Consider the following 17,254-nt stretch of genomic DNA (forward strand, 5'->3'; position numbering starts at 1 on the left):
TTATACCAAATGCGCGGATCGGGGGCGGAAGCCTTGCACCATGCGGATCGGGCCGCTTTTGCAGTGAAAAAACATCCTTTACGGACTTTGGATAAGGGACTAATCTGCGGGTAAAACCAAATTATGGATCCAAATTGCGCGATTTATTGCGCTGGCTTCCGCCGTCCCGCTGCGGGAAAATAGCCGGATAAACACACAGATCGCGCTAGGTGAAAATTAGATGATAATGAACCCTCCGGTACTGCAGAATTCATCAGAACGCGTCACCGCGCTCGCCTTTGCCCCCGGTGCCGATTTTGCCACCGCCGTGGCGCTGCGGCGGATGGCCACGGCCAACGGTGTCACCTCTTTTTATTTACTTGCGCCCGCCGAAAGATGCGGTGCGTCTGGTGCCGCTCACCGACGCCGGCTACGTGCATCAAGTCAGGAGCTGGCTGGCCACGGAACGACCGAAGCGCCGTGAGCCACTCTGGTCGGCCACCGACGAGACGATGCGCAACTGGCTTAAGGCCGCCGTGAAGCGGGCAAATGACGACGGTGTGCATTTCTCCATCCCGGTGACACCGCATACTTTCCGGCATTCTTACATCATGCATATGCTCTACCACCGGCAGCCGCCCAAGGTGATTCAGGCGCTTGCCGGGCACAAGGATGCGCGATCAATAGAGGTGTATACGCGGGTGTTGCGCTGGATGTGGCGGCGACGCTGGCGGTGCCGTTCAGCGGGGAGGGTGCGGAAGCGGCCGCCGTGCTGCGATCATTGCCGCCCGGACGTTAAAATTAATTAGAGGGAGATTAATCAGTGACAGGGGCTAAGGATTTTATCGAGCTGTTCCTACAGCAAGGTTGGCCGGTAGTGGTTGCTTTTGTTCTGTACCGTATCATCAATCTGGTTTTTGACTGGCTGAGCCGGTATGAAGCCGCCGGCCTCTTCAGGGCATTTTTCAACAGAAGACGCCAGCACCTGGAAAAGATGCTCTCTCAGCCTTATCTTTCGCGTGAAACTCGTAATCTGGCCCGGGCGGAGCTCAATCAGATGTCGCGAAGAAAGCTGACCGGCTTTTCGGATCCGCACCTTCAGGAAAAACTAACCCGCATCTGCCTTCGCCATAATCTTCCGTCCCGCTACTTTACCCGCTGGCGTACCTATCTGTCGGAAAAAAATGGCGTCATTGTTTTTGCAGGCCGGTTGTACCGGTATGTTTGGCGCTTTTTTTTATTCATCAATCTGCCGTTCAGCACGCTATATCTCGGATTTATGTGCCACGTATTCATACAGATTTATGGTTTTGACAAGCTGGTAATCATATTGTCTCTCAATATGCTCGTATGGTATCTGCCATGGCTTGTCATGACGTCTCCGATGGCTCCGCCACCTACTAAGGAGATGGAAACCTATATCAGCGCATATAATGCGTCATCAGCAGAGACAAACTGACACATCAGGCTGGTCAGTTGATCAGCCTTCCCAGCTCAAATAATGCAGCTGTACGCCAGTCACGCACTTTCTCAAGATGACTCTCATCGGCATACCACCACACACCATCCGTGGATACGCGACGAAGCAGCTCCTGCATGTCAAAAACCCGGTCGGGCAACAGTGTCCCTTCACCTGCCAGGATGCCTGCGGCCAGCGAGTGATTTCCTCCCTTTACGAAGCCAATACGCCAGGGAAGCCACAGCACAACAACGTGATTTGAATCGTCAAAATGCCAGGGATTTCCCTGCCGACTCCCTATACTCAGGCACCCCTTATAGCTGTTCATGCTCCACGGCCACGGCAGAACCATGTCGGTAGCCAGCGACAGTGGGTATTCTTCAGGCATCAGTTTCTGATGGCTCAGCTGCTCAAAACTGATGTAATCAAACAAACTCTGAAAAAAGAACTGCCTCTCATCTAGGGTCGGACGCGCATCCTGACCATCCGCCGCTACCGCCAGAAGGTAATCAGACTGTATGGGCCTCACCAGGGCATGAAGAAGATTGTGGCGCGCAGCTGAGGGCAGGGATGCCGCGAGTGAAAGCACATGATCAAACCTGATCTTGTCCGGGTTAAGGCTGGCTTCGCTGTCCGAACCTTTGACACTGTCACCCGGTACATTGGGCTGACAGAGTTTCAGTTTTTCTCGGAACCATTTCATTCGAAATCAATGTCATGCAGGTGTATTACATATCCTCATGTTGCTTATGAAGGCGTTACTAACATCGCGGTGTGTTAATCAACAAGGTGCAGGTCACCGCAATTTAGCAACTCCTGTGACCTCGCTCTTGTTTTTACCCAGCCAAACTAATAAATAACATAGCTGAAAAGTGTCTGAAAAAAAATCATTTAAGGCAAAAAAACAATTCAAATTAAAGCTATTTGTAACTATTGAATACAAACAAAACCTACAAAATACAAATAACCTATTGATAATAAAGATATATAAAATAATCAACATTCAAGATTACAAAATCTTAACATTGATAAATTTAATTACTTACGGCAAAAAAATACTGTTGGCCAACGCAGTTGTTATGACCCAATCATTAATTTTCATTACAGGAGTTGTTATGGAATTAAAAGCTAATGAGTTTGGTGTAGTGCTGTCCGTTGACACTCTTAAAATGTCGCGTCAGTCCCCATTAGGTGTGGGTATTGGCGGCGGAAGTGGAGGCGGTGGTGGCGGTGGCGGTGGCAGTTCAGGTGGGCAGGGCGGAGGCTGTGGCGGTTCAGGTGGTAATGGCTGCAGTGGTGGAAACGGTGGCAGCGGCGGAAGCGGATCGCATATCTAATGAGCTGAAGTAACCGTGCAGGGGGCCAGTGGCTCCCTGTTTTAAAAAAGGGATGATTATGCTGAACGTTCTGCCTTTTGAAATAATTTCCAGAAAGAATAAAAGTCTGTTGATAACTTACCTATCATCCGTCGATGTTGCACATGAAGGAATGAAACGGATATTAAAACCAAGCGTAAACAGGGGTATAATTTCAGAATCTTATTTACTTAATCTGTTGGCAAGTGAAAACATTGAAGAAGAAAAGGGTAAAGATTTTCTTGTTACTACCGGAGTAGTAAACCAGACAAAAAATTCAGCCCTCTGGGAAAGTGCTTTAATTGTAAGTGATGCAGCACATGTTTTTGACGGCGTAAAGGAACAGTGGATAGCTGACGGCATTAACATTCACGACGTAAGGGAGTCTGACCAGCTTGAATTTGAGTTACCTGCTAATACGTTGCTCTGGATGCATTTTGAAAACTATCAACCTGAAATAATAAAATCTTTATATTCCAAATTTGAAAAAAAGACAGGAGCAGGGTTTATACAAAGCTATTATCTAAAAGAATCTTTCCGAATAGATGGTGTGTACTCACCCGTGCTGGGTACGCCCTGCCATTTCTGCCACATCGAAAGATGGCTGAACAGGGAAGAAAAAAGCTTCCGTCGAAACGAAATGTCCTGGGCTAATCTGCTTCAGCTACTCCGAAGTCATCAGATAGCTCTGCCTGCTTTGGCTCTGAGCAATTCAGAAAGAGGGTTCAGCCAGCATTTGATTAAACGCCGCCTACAAGAGCTGATTGGGATCCCGCTCATCACCAGCCATGTGGACACTTTTATGTCATCTGTAAGCACAGACCTCATTACTTGTGTTTTGAATAAAGAGCCTGTAATTCACTGGCAAGCATGTGGATGCGTGGAGAGATAAATGTCTAAGCACGAACTTTCTCTACTTGAAGTCACACATTATGTAGATCCCGAGGTTCTGGACGATGTAAAAAGCTTCCACGTTAAAGGAAATTTTGCATCATTGCCTGAATTGGCAGAACGGACTTTTGTATCCGCAGTTCCTGTTTCCCGGCTTGATAAATTTGAAAATAAAGAGATTCTTTTTAGGCCAGGTTTTAATTCATCTGAAAAAATTTCAGAGAAAGCTCATTTTGGTTACGAGAGGCAGCCATCAGGAATTTCTTTCTGCGACGATAAAAAACTTGAGCTTAACTCTATCGAGAAACTCCTCGTCAATGCATTCAGCTCTCCTGATCCTGCTTCGGTAAGGCGGCCCTATCCCTCTGGGGGTGCCCAGTATCCTGTTGAGATTTTCTTATGCCGTCTGTCAGAAAATACTGAGAACTGGCGATCTGGTAATAACGTTTATCACTATCTTCCTCTAAGCAGGGCTGTAGAGCCAGTTGCAATCGGTGATATCGAAGAGCTGTATCGGTGCCTTTCAGGAGGAGATGCTGAGCGCCTAGGGCGACCACATTTTGCCTTAGTGTACTGCATCATTTTTGAAAAATCGTTGTTCAAATACAGGTACAGAGGTTATCGCATGGCATTAATGGAGGCAGGGTCTATGTATCAAAATGCCGGATTGATCGCCGACCAAATTGGTCTCAGAAACCGCGTCTGGGCTGGCTTCACTGATTCTTATGTGGCGAAGACCATGAACATAGACTCAAGGACAGCAGCGCCAGTCATTATTCAGTTTTTCGGAGACGTCGGTAATGATTAATATTTACAGTAATCTTATGTCCGCCTGGCCTGCCTCGATGGTGATAAGCCCTAAGCTGAATCGACATATGCCCGCTTTTTCACAAGTCTGGGATTATGAGCGTATCACTCCAGCCAGTGCTGCTGGTGAGACCCTGAAATCTATACAGGGAGCTATAGGAGAATACTTTGAGCGGCGCCACTTCTTTAATGAAATTGTCGCGGGTCCAGAAAAATCACTTAGTGAAATGATGCCGGCTAAAGCCGCTGAAGCGTTTACAAAAGCTTTAATGCAGACATCTTCACACAGTGAAGCCATGGTAAAAACTCACCAATTCAAAACTGTCCGCGCCTATAACCTGTTCAATCTGGAGAAGGTAGAGATACCTGCGGTTCTGGTCGCTCTGGATAATATAACGGCCGCACCGGACTTGAAATTCTATCCAGACAGGGATACCTGTGGCTGTAGTTTTCACGGTAACCTGGAGAGTGCGATAGAAGGTGCACTTTATGAGTTTATGGAGAGACAGTCACTACTACTTTACTGGCTTAAAGGAGCAGCAAACTTTGAGATTTCTCAGGATTTAGTTACTGGAGTAGGCTTTGTTGATGAAGTTTTATTTTCCCTCAGATCTGAGGGCGAAATAAGGATTTTCGACATAACCCTTCCGGGAGCCCCCGGACACGCAGTATTGACTTTGTATGGTACCAAAAATGAAAAAATAAGATTAAATACAGCACCGGATTATCTTATTCAGAAAGCCTGAATAAAGCCATATGTAAATCTGTTACTGAGTTATGGCAATCATATATATGCCTTCACAATTTTTTAACTGGAGGCTATACTGATGCCGATATTATCGACAGCTATCAACGCCATTTTGTATCATGCAACACATATGAAACTTATATGGACCTTTGTGAAAAAACTGCACTACATAGTTCAGAAATAGTGTCAAATATCGATTCCTGCACTATAAATGAAAACATTTACTCTTATCTTGAAAATATTTCTAATAATGTTTTTGTATACTACGCAAGAGAGAGAGTCAGTGAGGGGCTCGTCTGGTATACAAAAATCCTAAGCCCTGATTTTTTTCTTCATATGAATGGTTCAGGCTCACTTAACCTCAGCAATGAAATATATCGCTCGGGAAGCGGATTTGTGCAAAGAGAATCCGTAATGGTTCCATTTCCTTAAGGACATCTAGTGGCAACTTTTAAAATGTCAGCAATATTCTTTATGGAGCAGATCCGAACACCGTTCAGCCTAGTCTGGACGATTATGTCACCAACTGTTCTTTTCTTCTTCCTTCATTTTAATGAACTTGAGATGCACACCGGAGATACCTCTTGGCTCCGAAGTCAGATATCGTGGTTTTTAGGCTATATTTCTTTTTCTGTTGTTCTTTTCAATTACTGCCTGTATTTAACGGGTAGAAGAGAAAGTGGTTTTATAGCAACTTTTGTACACGATATGTCAGGTCGTTTATTATTTATTCGTTCTCAGCTGATAGCCTCTCTCATCATGTCCATTGTATATGTGTGTTTTTTTGTGGGAGTGGTTTTTGCAGGTTTTCACGCACAACCAGACCATCTTACAGTACTTCTCGTCATTAAGACTCTATGCATCAATGCCTTTATGATGGTATGTATGACGTTTCTATCATCACTCCGTATTACATTCCAGACAGCAAGTACTATTTACTCTGTGCTCATAACTGTATGTATGGTTTTTGGTATTATTTCTTTGAAATATGACCATGGCTTTATTGGATTATTTAACCAGATAAATCCAATCATTGTATATTCAATAATTTTAAGTGAAGAGAAAAGCTTGTCTTTTTTGACCATTTCCATCTACGCTATAATGTTTTTCCTAAGCCTGCTATCAGCTATAACATTCCGGACAGAGCCAGTATGGAGTTCACAATGAAAGATCCTCTTATTGAAATCAGAGACCTTGATTTTTCATACAAAGGTCAGAAACCAGTGTTTCGGAACCTGTCTCTTGAGATTGAACAGGGCACGCTGATAGGACTGCTGGGAGAAAATGGTGCAGGAAAAACAACGCTTTTCAACATCATCAGGGGAGGGATAAAAAACTATCAAGGCTCAATCAAGCGTCATTTCTCTGGCGAAGAAATGGTATGCCTGCCACAGATTATTAACCTCTCCGGTACTCTTAATAATGAGGAAGTCTTTGATCTTGTTTGCTGTTTTAACAAATTGAAAAAAAAGCAGGCTTGGGCTGAGCTGAATAACAAATGGAACGATGAGTTTTTTATCAGATATGAGAAAATAAAACATAAAAGAACTTATACAGTAAGTTATGGTGAAAAACGGTGGCTTATTATATCTTTGATGCTTACTCTTTGTAAGAAAGCACGTTTTTTCCTGCTGGATGAGCCTACCGTTGGTATTGACATACAATACAGAATGATGCTCTGGGATCTGGTGCACACAATTACAAATGAGGGTAAAACTGTTTTTTTTCTACTCATATGTTTGACGAACTTACCAGGGACGAAATTCCGTTTTATATGATGTCTAGATCTGGAGTTAATCGCTATTCTGATATGAGTAATTTTATGCAAGCCCACGATGAAAACACGCCAGAAAAAGCCTTTTTGAAAGAAATTATGAAGACTGGAGCCTGAAGTATGGAAATCTATAATAAAAAAATATCCAATCGCCAGATTTCTGAAAAGAAAATATCCGGCATGACCTACAGCTACTGCACTTTTGAAAAAGTGCAGCTTGATATTCTTGATTTCCGCGAATGCGAACTGGAGCAATGTCGGTTTGTAGATTGTTCATTTAGAAATATAAAACTTAATTTTTTCAAGCTTATTGATTGTGAGTTTGAAAACTGCTTACTCCAGGGGGTTAATGTCTCAGACATAATGTTTCCTTGTACATTTTCACTTAATAAATGTAAGCTGAGATTTATTGATTTTATTGGTCTACGGCTGCAAAAATCGAGATTCCTATTAAGCGGTTTTAATGACTGTCTTTTTGAAGAAACTAATCTTCGGGGATCGGATTTTACCGGTTCAGAGTTTATTAATAGTGAATTTAGGCGCTGTGACCTGTCGAATTGTGATTTTTCATTAACTGAAGGCCTTGACCTCAATCATGAAATCAACAAAATTTCATCAGTAAAAATACCTCAGGATGCAGGTTCTCTCATTCTGAAGAGAATGGGTATAGTTATTACCTGAATCAAACCTAATTTTTATGATGACTCTGAATGCTAATTTCTGCTGGCGTTTCTGACGTCAGCCTTTTATCAATTCATAGGCAACGACTGCCGTCCTTGTGAAAACCTATCCTTTACAATAGCGCTGCGCTGCAATTTATTCAGCAAGCATGACTGTCTTCTCTGCAGTATTCCATGACCACCAACGCCCCTGCCCATATTCCGACTCATAATGAGAGTTTTTCTCCTGCTTACGCAGCAGGTACTCAGGCGTGTTCATGCCGAACACTTCCATCGGAGGGCTTTCTTACTGGCGGCGTCCGTCAGCACCAAGTCCGGGAACACATCCTCATCACCGTCGTAACGCAGCGGCTTGATGAACGCGCGCTTTTCCTGTTACAGACGCTCCTCGACCATTCCTTCATAACGCAAGTCCAAGGGAATATATCCCCCTATGATGGTGGGAAGCTTAATTCCGAAGGGAAACTTGGCGTAAGGGAACACCCTACGAGTTGCCCGTGAGGCATAGGACGTTCCCTGGATAGCATCGCGCGGTTTGGTGCGTGTGTTCAGGACACTACGGCCTGAAAGGATGGCCACGATCGCGCCGAAGTCATCGATGCCCAGCTGTTCAGCGACTTCTTCACAGAAAATCATGAAAAAGAGCTCACCAGCGGTGAGGTTCGGTCTGCCAGCGTAGAAATAGGTGTTATTGAGTTCTTCAGTCGTTTCCATTGCCAGCTCCCTCAAGTTGCCTTCATTTATCGTCCTGACGCTTCTTAAACAATACCTCCCGCGTTCAGGCCTGACAACCTGACGGTCAGTGAAAGGATACGCTAATTCAGCCGCATCTCCCTGCGGGTAAACAACACCCGTTTCAGACGGAAGGAAATGCCGGCATATTTGACTTCTCTGCAGCGTTCCAGGACCACCAATGCCCGGCCCCATATTCCGCCTCATAATAAGAGGTTTTTTCCTGCTTACGCAGCAGGTACTCAGGCGTGTTCATGCCGAACACTTCCATCGGCAGCGCATCCACACCGGGAACGTCTTTGAGCACAAAATCCGGAAACACGTCTTCCTCACCGTCGTAGCGCAGAGGCTTGATGAAGGTACGTTTTTCCTGCCACAATTTTTCTTCGACAGCCTCCTCATAGCTTGAATCGAGCGGAATAAAGCGTGGACTTACCGTCATCAGCGCCACATCGATCACGGTACTGCTGCTGGACGGCCGGTTGCGCCCGTCTATGTGCCTGAACGATGTTGCAGGCGTCTCCGTTTCAGCGATAACCACTACTTTCATTCCCCTGCGCCAGTCGCCCAGCTCGCGGCCAAAACTCCTCTCTAGGCGCAGGCGCACGTCCTCCGGCAGAACCAGGTCAGGAAAGCCAGAAAACAGCCCCAGCGGCACCATAGTTTTCAGTCGTGCTTCACCGGTCTCACTCCAGCCAGCCAGAACGGAAATGACAATGAGTCGTCTTTTGTTCTTTTCGGCCGCTCTCAGGTGTTCCCGGTTAGTGATAACCTGCTGAGAGCCCTTTGTGGCCATAAGCAACAGGGATTCTTCCAACGGCACGGGACCGATACGGATCCGGGTAGCCGTCTGCTGCAGGTGCCAGCTCACCCAGCCAGGGGTGCGTTTCTTTTTATCGAAAGCGGGGTGCCAGACATTGATACCAGACTGCTCCCACAGCAGGTGCAGAAGCCCCAGCAGGCTCATGGAGGGCCGGCGTTTGCGTTTTACCGGTTCGTCATCTGAGCCGTTTTCAGCTGGTTTTACCCCGGAAGGGGCCTTTTTCTGGAGGCCTGTGGGCAGTCTGACCACAATAGTGCCATCAGCTGCTGCTCGGACAGCGTCCCCAAGATAAATCTCTGCCTGCCGTTCATCAGACCACACCGAATAAAACCGGCAGTCAGGTTTATGCTCATTACCCGTAAAGGCGTATGACGATAGCCAGCAGCGTTCGGTATCCCGTGAGTAATGAACCTTCAGCCGTCTCCTGACCGGATCGTCTTCTGCCTGCAGACATCTGCAGGTCACCACTGTGGTTTTTTTATTATCCCGGGAGTACTTAAGCCAGCGCTGCCAGATGGATGTTTCATTCTGTTGTAAAGCTTCAGAAGCGTCCTGCTGGCCCCGCTGACCAGAAAAGTGAACCGGATAAACTTTTTTCTTTGTCATATACAGTCCGCTAAGCAGATTATATTAAGTCTTTCGACTATGAATTGTTGCAGTGTACGGGCGATGATTCAGCCCAGAGGCGATTAAACTCATTCTGATATTGCTGAGTCAGGTTTTGATTGTCTCTTATAACCAGCGCATTCTCGGCATTACGTTTCTCAGCAGATGAGGTGTAATTAAATGATCCCGTCTGCACGGCATTGTTACCTGTCACAATAAACTTGTTATGCATAATGCTGTACTGTGCATCTGTTCTTACCTGAATACCTGAACAGGCCAGTTTGTTAACCAGTGACCAGCGGTCATGGCTTTTCTTTTCATCTGCAACAATCCTTACGCTTACTCCACTTTGAGCCAACTGACTGAGCGCTTCTGCAACCGGTTCGCTGGTGAAGTCGTACGCCGCCACATCGGCAGAGCCGGCAGCTGAGTGGATAAAGCTGAGGATTAAAGCCTGGGCTGTTCCCCCGGGGGAAAACCCAGCACTGATATCAGCGTCAGCGTGAGAAAAGAAAGGTAAAGCCAAAAAAAGAAAACAGCACTTTTCCAATTTCATCAAAGTTTGTAACCTTATATAGATAGAGTTTTATTTAATATTAACTACAATAACTATATCCTATTAGTGCTGCCATTTTTCGTTTCAGGCATAAAAAAATAATCCATCAATCGGATAAGGTCTACTAAGGATATTATCAATCAAATTCATTCTACAATTAACAGGAACGATATGACGAAAACAGACTGGCTAATGAAATTCAGACGTTGTCATACGCTTTCAACCCTTGAAACTGTTTATGAAAATCTAAGCTACAAAATTCCTGACGATGAAGGATTTGCCATGACACAGGCTTATGATCATCGAAAAGCTGAATTTGCAGCAGGTAAACTTTTTGATCGTGTACCTGGATATGTATGGAGGTTTGTTAAATAGATATGTGTTTTGGATTAGGGTTTTGAGCCTTGACTTGACGACCCGGGTTAGGTCCTTACCATCCGATTTATCCACTGGATAGTTTAAATAAAAGGATCATTAGAGGATCAATGGTAGATCAATAAGGAATAAGATCGCTTTGAGACCTTTGATAGCAACGATTTCGGCCTGCTTCAATACACTGCACCGGGTAAGTACATCCACTGTGAAGGGTGTGATATCCACTATACAGGGTTCAAGCTACACTATAGCGGGTAGATTTGATCCACTGTACCGGGTACAATAAAGTTTTTATACACTCACTCTGATATTTGGAATTGTTAATGGAAAACAATAAGTTATCACTCATTATCGAGGAAACATCCAAAGAATCAGGTGAAGTTATTCACCTTCTTCCCACTCTACGTCAGACAATACAACCTAAAGTTCTGCTGCGACTGGGTGTCTTTGTGCCTACGCTGAAATCAACGGATAAGGGCGGCAGGAAAAGTCACAGTATCGATGCAACAGAGTCACTGTCACGACTATCCATTGTAGAGGGGGAGGGTTACAACCAGATTCAGATTTACGGTCCTCGACTCGACATGGATACCGATTTCAAGGTCTGGGTAGGTATTATCTATGCCTTATCGAATAAAAAACTCGATAACGACGATCATCTGGAACTCAACTTTGCTGACTTTGCAAAGTACTGCGGTTTCGAAACAAAGCGCATAGACAGGCAGCTGAAGGACAGGTTTGATGCGTCTCTTACCCGAATTGCCCGGACCAACATTAGTTTCGTAAAGAGCGTACCCGGTACAGATGATCGTATCACCATCAACATGCACCTTGTGGAATCGACTTACTACGACAGCTACACCGGCAAAATCATCATCAAACCAAACTCTAAGCTCAATACACTATACCGGGTAGATGGTAAAACCAGGTTGTATCTTAAAGCACTCCAGAAGCTTTCCCGAAAAGAGTCTGCACAGGCACTCTATCTCTACCTAGCTGAGTTACCGCCAACCTTTTATCGTATTGGGTTTGACCGGTTGCGTGAGCGGCTTCAGCTTACATCACACTTGGGTAACCAGAACGCTACTGTGAAGAAGGCTCTCCAGCAGCTGAAGGATATTGGTTTTCTCGAATACTCTGTTGATAAAGAGGGGAGCGACTATGTTCTCAATATCCTTAAACGGAATAATAAACTCTGAAACCCCCGGTACAGTGGATAGTCCTGAAATGAAGGGCTATACCCGTCATAGTGGATTTCGCCACTACTCTTTGGCCTCTTTTTGATAAACAGCATCAGTGCCTTTAGGTAGTAGCTGTGATTGCTGCCGGTAATGAACAACTCTTTCACGAAAATATTCACGGAGCGCCGCCGGCTGCTGTAGTTCGACCTCATGCGGGATCACCGGCATGTTGAGGCGTTCTTTGTGAGCCACTCCTGCAGCAGCAAGTTCAACGCTGACCCTTTCTCTTTGACTCTTTTCTTTATTGGCCAGATTGTAAGACATTTGGATAATTCCTGAGCTGGGAATAGTGTTTATACCGCCTGCCGGGATGGAGGCGGCTGATGATGTCAGAAGCAGGATACAGTAGTCAGGTGGCGCCCTACCTCCGATAAAACAAGTTACTGCGTGATAGATGGTGTTACTTAACCCGTTATCGTACAGTTAAGCAAGCTGAGCGGAGCAGATAACGGTCTGGTTAGATGTGATAGCAAATACCAGCTTCTACCATAAAAATGGGCTGACATGGACATAATGCCCGCTATGAGCGAAGAGAGGAAGTTCGCCTTCAGGGGAGCTTAATCCACATACGAGAGGGTATCTAAAGAAGAATGATTCGTTTAGGTGGAATTATTACAGTGCTTATTCTTGGCGAAAAAATATAACATGTTTTTGAAGTTACAATTGCTGCACTTAATGATAAAAGAAATATTTATAAACTAAATTTTTTAACGAACCCAATACTTTTTAGGAAACTTTGAAATGAGTGATCTAAGCCCAACTCTTGCCTTTCGGACTAAAAGCGGTACCTTTGCTGGCCCATTTTTAAATGAAGCTCAGCTTACTGGGTTATTACGCCTCTACAGAGACCAGGTATCTCCTACTGGTGTGACGTTTCCGGATCTATCGCCGGTAATCTACAACCTGCATAGACTCATTTCTGACGGGGTCGAGGACCAGGCCAGACGTCTAAAATATGTTATTATTGGGGTCTGAAGCCCAATCGTACGAAAACGTACGCTAAGTACGTTTTTTAATCACTGGCAGAACGACACCGGAATCCCGGAATTATGCCTGGCGTAAAAAACAGCAAATGGCGCTATCCTGCTCCGAACGTGAACAGCAGCAATCTGTTGAAATTGCCAGGCTTAAACGTCAACTGGCTGATCAGGCTGAGGAGTTAGCCATCCTCCAAAAGGCCGCGACGTACTTCGCCAGACGCCTGAAGTAAGGTACGTCTTTATGCAACAATATCAGGCTGAGTTTCGGGTTAAGTCTATGGCGCGTGTTCTGGCCGTCAGCCGCAGCGGATTTTATGCCTGGAGCCGACGATGTGGGCAGAAAACGGTTTCACAGCAGAGACGGGAGATTTGCGATACCCGGGTAGCCAGCGCCTTTACGGAACAGAAAGGACGCAACGGTGCCCGCAGGCTGCGCATGGACCTGCAGGATGCCGGTTATCATTACAATCGCAAAACCATTGCTGCAAGCCTGCGCCGGCAGGGGCTGAAGGCGAAAGCGGCAAAAAAATTCAGGGTGACAACGGATTCGAAGCATAATCGTCCGGTGGCGCCGAATCTGCTACAGCAGGATTTCACAGCATCAGCACCGAACCAGAAATGGGTCGGTGACATCACTTACTTATGGACGGACGCGGGCTGGGTTTATCTGGCTGTAATAATTGATTTATTTTCACGAGCCGTTGTGGGATGGTCAATGTCGGTAAGGATGAAGTCGGGCCTGGTCTGCGATGCCCTGCAGATGGCCCTGAGCCGACGGGGTTCCCCAGAGGGCGTCATCGCCCACTCGGATCGTGGCAGTCAGTACTGTTCTGATGATTATCAGAAGTTAATTAAAATCAGTAAATTAATATGCAGCATGAGTGGGAAAGGCAACTGTTATGATAACGCGTGTGCTGAAAGTTTTTTTCACAGCCTGAAGGTGGAGCTGATCCACGGCGAACACTTTCCTGACCGGGAAAACATGAAATCAGAGGTGTTTAACTACATTGAGGTGGATTACAATCAGAAACGGCGGCATAGCACGCTGGGCTATGTCAGCCCGATGGTATTTGAACGACAAGTCCTCTCTTAAGGGCGTGTCCACCAAGCCTGGGCCAGATCAAAGATCCGCCTGACGCCTGCATATTGCCTGAAAAACGACCGGAATAAGCCTGAATTATCACCACCCCGCAGAGTGCCGAAATATCAGATGGCATCCAACTCAAATTCTGATTGAATTTTAACCACCCCATTCCAGCGCAGAAAGGATTTCAATTTCCTATATGCATACGTAAAAATATAAAAAAAACAACATCTTACCTGAATACATCTTAATGCGAAAGAGCCTATTTTACTGACTTGTGGAACCTGACGTCCCTTAATTTACACTAAAGATATATAAATACTTTTTGGTGGAGTTAAAAAATATGGGGTGCGTAAAATCTAAATCTAGCTACACGCCTGCAAGTCCTAGCTATCCTTCTTCCCCTCAGCTGCCATTTGGGGAGCAAGGAAATATCCAACAATTTGCATCTTTTTCACACGGTGAAGGTGAAAGCAGCACGCCTGTACCAAGCATGCAGTCGCAGTATGAACCTGGTAAGGAATTAAACTATGAAGTTACCGGTCGTGGAGTCAACAAGCTGATTGGCGTCATCTATCCACATTCCATACTAGAAAACATGACCAGGGACATGCATGTCCTTGACGTTGGTGCAGGAAAAGGAGAATTCGTACGAGGTTTACAAAGGCTGGGTTTTAAAAATACGCGAGGTATTGACAAGGAGGAAGCCAGTCCAGGCGTTTTTCGAGTAGATATTGCCAACCTGGACGCTGAACACTATAAGGAAAAAATTGATAGAATCTTTTCTTCTTGGTCAATTTTCACGTATAAAGAATCTCCTGATTTACAACGAGAAAGCCTACAGAAAATGGCCCACTGGCTGAAACCTGGCGGTCGGATATATATAGGACCAGTTGATGCATCACACATAGATAATTTGCTTGAACAAGTCCCCCACTTAGTCAAAAGTGACAGCGGCACATTATTTGGTTCCGATGACCATCATTGGATCGAACTCAAACTGGCTGACCTGTAAAAAACCGGGGTAAGAAGGGCAGATTAAACTATTAAGTAGTGGCTTTGTTGCAGGTGCCGGCTCTGTCGGCTGACGGCGGGGACACCGCTATGTGGAACAACATTAACCCGTACGGCACGCGCGCCGCCCCACCCTGATGACGAAGCGCTCACCGGCTAGTTTTGCAGCTGTGCCACCGCCGGCCGCACCCGCCCGAAGCTTGCAGGTGAGTACGGGCGGGCCCTGCTCAGGTTCAGCGCCTTTATCAGGCTGAACGGGCAGCCCGCCCACGGTGCGTGTCAAGGTAGTTGTCGCCTCAGTTAATTCATGCGGCCAGCGTTTCCCGCTCCGGATTCAGCCACACTTCGTCCTGCCAGCTCCGGTTTTTTGTTGGGGTCTGAAGCCCAAACGGACGAAAACGCACGCTAAGTATGTTTTTTGTACAATTCTGCATCCTTGCCCCACACTAATATAACCGTCACAGTGGCCATTCATCCGTTTCTTCCGCCTGTTTCAGTGGCCTTAGCTGGCCTTTTGTTATCTGTTCTGCAAGCGTGAATGTGTAATGCCCCAGCATGTTGATATGTGCGTGCCTCAGTGGCGAAAGCCTGGCTTCATCCTCTTCATTGATGGTTTCACCTTCATTGCGCAAATGATCCAGTGCAGCCTGCATGTAGATGGTATTCCACAGAACGACAGCATTGGTCACCAGTCCCAGCGCACCCAGCTGATCTTCCTGTCCATTCTGGTAACGTTTTCTTATTTCACCCTTTTGTCCATGACAAATCGCTCTGGCGACGGCGTGTCGGCTTTCACCCCGGTTCAGTTGGGTCAGGATACGGCGACGATAATCTTCATCATCAATATAATTAAGCAGATACAGTGTCTTGTTTATTTTTCCCGCTTCGATAATGGCCTGCGTCAGACCAGAAGGCCGGTCGCTACTCAACAATGAACGGATCGCCACTGAGGCCCGGATTTTTCCCAGCGTCAGGGAACCGGCCATACGTATCATGTCATCCCAGTGCTGCTCTATCTTCCGCGTATTGGCTGTGTTACGGGCAAGATCATTCAGTACGCCATAATCGGCATCTTTATCCACTCGCCAGAACACTGAAGCACCGGCATCAGCCAGGCGCGGAGAAAACTGATAGCCCAGTAACCAGAAAAGGCCAAAATCAGGTCGCTGGAGCCTGCCGTATCGGTCATTATTTCCGTTGGGTTTAGCCCGGTTTGCTGCTCCAGTAGCCCTTCCAGTACAAATATGGAATCCCTTAGCGTGCCAGGAACGACAACACCATGAAATCCGGAATACTGATCTGAAATAAAGCTGTACCAGGTGATCCCCCGGCTGGAACCAAAATATTTTCGATTAGGACCGGCATGTACCGTTCGTACCGGGGCGATAAACCGCATACCGTCAGCTGAGGCTACTTCACCACCGCCCCATTTTTGAGCAAGAAGCAGAGTAGACTGATAATCAACCAGTCTGGCGTTTGCTTTGACCAGCGTTTCTGCCCTGAGATAATTTTGCCGGGTCCAGCTCAGACGGTAACGGGTCAGCGCCGGAATATTGGGGCGAATAAAGGGCTCCATACCAATATTACAGGCTTCAGCCAGCAATACCGCGCAGATACTGACGGTCAGGTCATCCATACGCGCGCCCGCTTCGCTTGCATGAGTAAATTCATCTGCAAATCCGGTATGCGCGTTAATTTCAAGAAGGAGTTCTGTCAGATCGACAACTGGCAGCAGCTCAGATATACGTTTTGAGAGTAACTTCAGCGCCGGCGGCTCATCCAGCCCGTTCAGATGAGCAATGGTCAGTTTCGTGCGTTTACCGGTGAAATCCAGCGAAACGGCCTGATTATCGGCAAAATTTTTGGCAACCTGTCGGTACACTGTATCGAGCTGCCGGGTCAGCGCATTGACAGCCTCTCCGGCGTTAAGAGGATGCCCGAGGGAGCGATACACCTGCACTCTGTTGGTGTGCCAGTCCTGACCCTGGAGAAGTTTAGCCCGCGGATCTCCCCAGCGTTCGCTCCGTGCGACGTAAATATCCCGTCGTCGCAGACTGTCCTGTAACTTGTTCATAACACAGAGGGTATAGCCCTGTCGGGATAAATGGCCGTCTTTACCATAGCAGAGTCGCTTCCAGGGACCGGTAATG

The 17,254-nt window shown here is 46.3% G+C and carries 16 protein-coding genes and 4 pseudogenes; 13 read left to right on the forward strand and 7 right to left on the reverse strand.

Annotated elements, in window-relative coordinates; genetic code table 11:
- Positions 1 to 226: 226 nt before the first annotated feature.
- A pseudogene (locus FOV68_RS22645) lies at positions 227 to 778 on the forward strand (tyrosine-type recombinase/integrase).
- Positions 779 to 802: 24 nt separating this feature from the next.
- A complete protein-coding gene (locus tag FOV68_RS22650) occupies positions 803 to 1,438 on the forward strand; it encodes a hypothetical protein (protein ID WP_143991616.1) in 636 nt (211 codons plus the stop codon).
- A gap of 13 nt (positions 1,439 to 1,451) precedes the next feature.
- Here the strand turns inward: FOV68_RS22650 and FOV68_RS22655 are convergent, their stop codons facing one another.
- A complete protein-coding gene (locus FOV68_RS22655) occupies positions 1,452 to 2,141 on the reverse strand; it encodes a DUF6710 family protein (RefSeq protein WP_143991617.1) in 690 nt (229 codons plus the stop codon).
- Positions 2,142 to 2,553: 412 nt separating this feature from the next.
- Here FOV68_RS22655 and FOV68_RS22660 point away from each other — a divergent pair, with 412 nt between their 5' ends.
- From FOV68_RS22660 to FOV68_RS22690, 7 genes are all read left to right on the forward strand, one after another.
- Complete coding sequence (locus FOV68_RS22660) at positions 2,554 to 2,775, forward strand: microcin B17 family TOMM (protein WP_143991633.1); 222 nt, start codon at positions 2,554 to 2,556, stop codon at positions 2,773 to 2,775.
- Between the two features lie 58 nt (positions 2,776 to 2,833).
- Positions 2,834 to 3,685, forward strand: coding sequence for an McbB family protein (locus FOV68_RS22665; RefSeq protein WP_143991618.1), 852 nt, complete (start codon positions 2,834 to 2,836; stop codon positions 3,683 to 3,685).
- Positions 3,686 to 4,492: a SagB/ThcOx family dehydrogenase gene (locus tag FOV68_RS22670; protein ID WP_143991619.1), complete on the forward strand. Its 807-nt coding sequence runs from the start codon at positions 3,686 to 3,688 to the stop codon at positions 4,490 to 4,492.
- Positions 4,485 to 5,237, forward strand: a complete 753-nt coding sequence (locus FOV68_RS24470) for a YcaO-like family protein (RefSeq protein WP_255473745.1) — start codon at positions 4,485 to 4,487, stop codon at positions 5,235 to 5,237. The genes FOV68_RS22670 and FOV68_RS24470 overlap by 8 nt, the downstream gene beginning before the upstream one ends.
- A gap of 443 nt (positions 5,238 to 5,680) precedes the next feature.
- The gene (locus FOV68_RS22680; RefSeq protein ID WP_143991620.1) at positions 5,681 to 6,406 is read left to right on the forward strand and encodes a protein mcbE; all 726 of its coding nucleotides are present in this window, start codon (positions 5,681 to 5,683) and stop codon (positions 6,404 to 6,406) included.
- Positions 6,403 to 7,017 (forward strand): ATP-binding cassette domain-containing protein, encoded by a 615-nt coding sequence (locus FOV68_RS22685; RefSeq protein ID WP_255473746.1) that lies wholly within the window; start codon positions 6,403 to 6,405, stop codon positions 7,015 to 7,017. The genes FOV68_RS22680 and FOV68_RS22685 overlap by 4 nt, the downstream gene beginning before the upstream one ends.
- Before the next feature lie 116 nt (positions 7,018 to 7,133).
- Positions 7,134 to 7,694 carry a pentapeptide repeat-containing protein gene (locus FOV68_RS22690; RefSeq protein WP_143991621.1) on the forward strand — a complete coding sequence of 187 codons (561 nt, stop codon included), beginning with the start codon at positions 7,134 to 7,136 and terminating at the stop codon, positions 7,692 to 7,694.
- Between the two features lie 135 nt (positions 7,695 to 7,829).
- On the opposite strand, the gene FOV68_RS24475 is transcribed toward FOV68_RS22690, so the two are convergent.
- From FOV68_RS24475 to FOV68_RS22705, 4 genes and pseudogenes are all read right to left on the reverse strand, one after another.
- Positions 7,830 to 7,967: a hypothetical protein gene (locus tag FOV68_RS24475; protein ID WP_255473747.1), complete on the reverse strand. Its 138-nt coding sequence runs from the start codon at positions 7,965 to 7,967 to the stop codon at positions 7,830 to 7,832.
- Positions 7,968 to 8,098: 131 nt separating this feature from the next.
- Positions 8,099 to 8,407: pseudogene (locus FOV68_RS24100) on the reverse strand (STM2901 family protein); the annotation flags it as partial.
- Between the two features lie 142 nt (positions 8,408 to 8,549).
- Entirely contained in the window at positions 8,550 to 9,854 is a 1,305-nt protein-coding gene (locus FOV68_RS22700; RefSeq protein ID WP_143991622.1) for a DUF1173 family protein, read from the reverse strand.
- Between the two features lie 37 nt (positions 9,855 to 9,891).
- Positions 9,892 to 10,410 carry a phospholipase D family protein gene (locus FOV68_RS22705; RefSeq protein ID WP_050680624.1) on the reverse strand — a complete coding sequence of 173 codons (519 nt, stop codon included), beginning with the start codon at positions 10,408 to 10,410 and terminating at the stop codon, positions 9,892 to 9,894.
- 171 nt (positions 10,411 to 10,581) lie between these two features.
- On the opposite strand from FOV68_RS22705, the gene FOV68_RS22710 reads away from it, so the two are divergent.
- Positions 10,582 to 10,785, forward strand: coding sequence for an Hha/YmoA family nucleoid-associated regulatory protein (locus FOV68_RS22710; protein ID WP_143991623.1), 204 nt, complete (start codon positions 10,582 to 10,584; stop codon positions 10,783 to 10,785).
- 323 nt (positions 10,786 to 11,108) lie between these two features.
- Positions 11,109 to 11,984 carry a RepB family plasmid replication initiator protein gene (locus tag FOV68_RS22715; RefSeq protein ID WP_255473748.1) on the forward strand — a complete coding sequence of 292 codons (876 nt, stop codon included), beginning with the start codon at positions 11,109 to 11,111 and terminating at the stop codon, positions 11,982 to 11,984.
- A gap of 63 nt (positions 11,985 to 12,047) precedes the next feature.
- Here the strand turns inward: FOV68_RS22715 and FOV68_RS22720 are convergent, their stop codons facing one another.
- Entirely contained in the window at positions 12,048 to 12,290 is a 243-nt protein-coding gene (locus FOV68_RS22720) for a DNA polymerase III subunit theta (protein ID WP_143991625.1), read from the reverse strand.
- A gap of 772 nt (positions 12,291 to 13,062) precedes the next feature.
- Between FOV68_RS22720 and FOV68_RS22730 the strand changes: the two are divergent.
- Positions 13,063 to 14,099, forward strand: a pseudogene (locus FOV68_RS22730) (IS3 family transposase); the annotation flags it as partial.
- A gap of 334 nt (positions 14,100 to 14,433) precedes the next feature.
- The gene (locus tag FOV68_RS22735; protein ID WP_143991627.1) at positions 14,434 to 15,105 is read left to right on the forward strand and encodes a class I SAM-dependent methyltransferase; all 672 of its coding nucleotides are present in this window, start codon (positions 14,434 to 14,436) and stop codon (positions 15,103 to 15,105) included.
- A 457-nt stretch (positions 15,106 to 15,562) separates the two neighbouring features.
- Here the strand turns inward: FOV68_RS22735 and FOV68_RS22740 are convergent.
- Positions 15,563 to 17,178 (reverse strand): annotated as a pseudogene (locus FOV68_RS22740) (Tn3 family transposase).
- Positions 17,179 to 17,254 lie beyond the last annotated feature (76 nt).

Source organism: Pantoea sp. paga, assembly GCF_007558755.1.
Lineage (GTDB): Bacteria > Pseudomonadota > Gammaproteobacteria > Enterobacterales > Enterobacteriaceae > Pantoea > Pantoea agglomerans.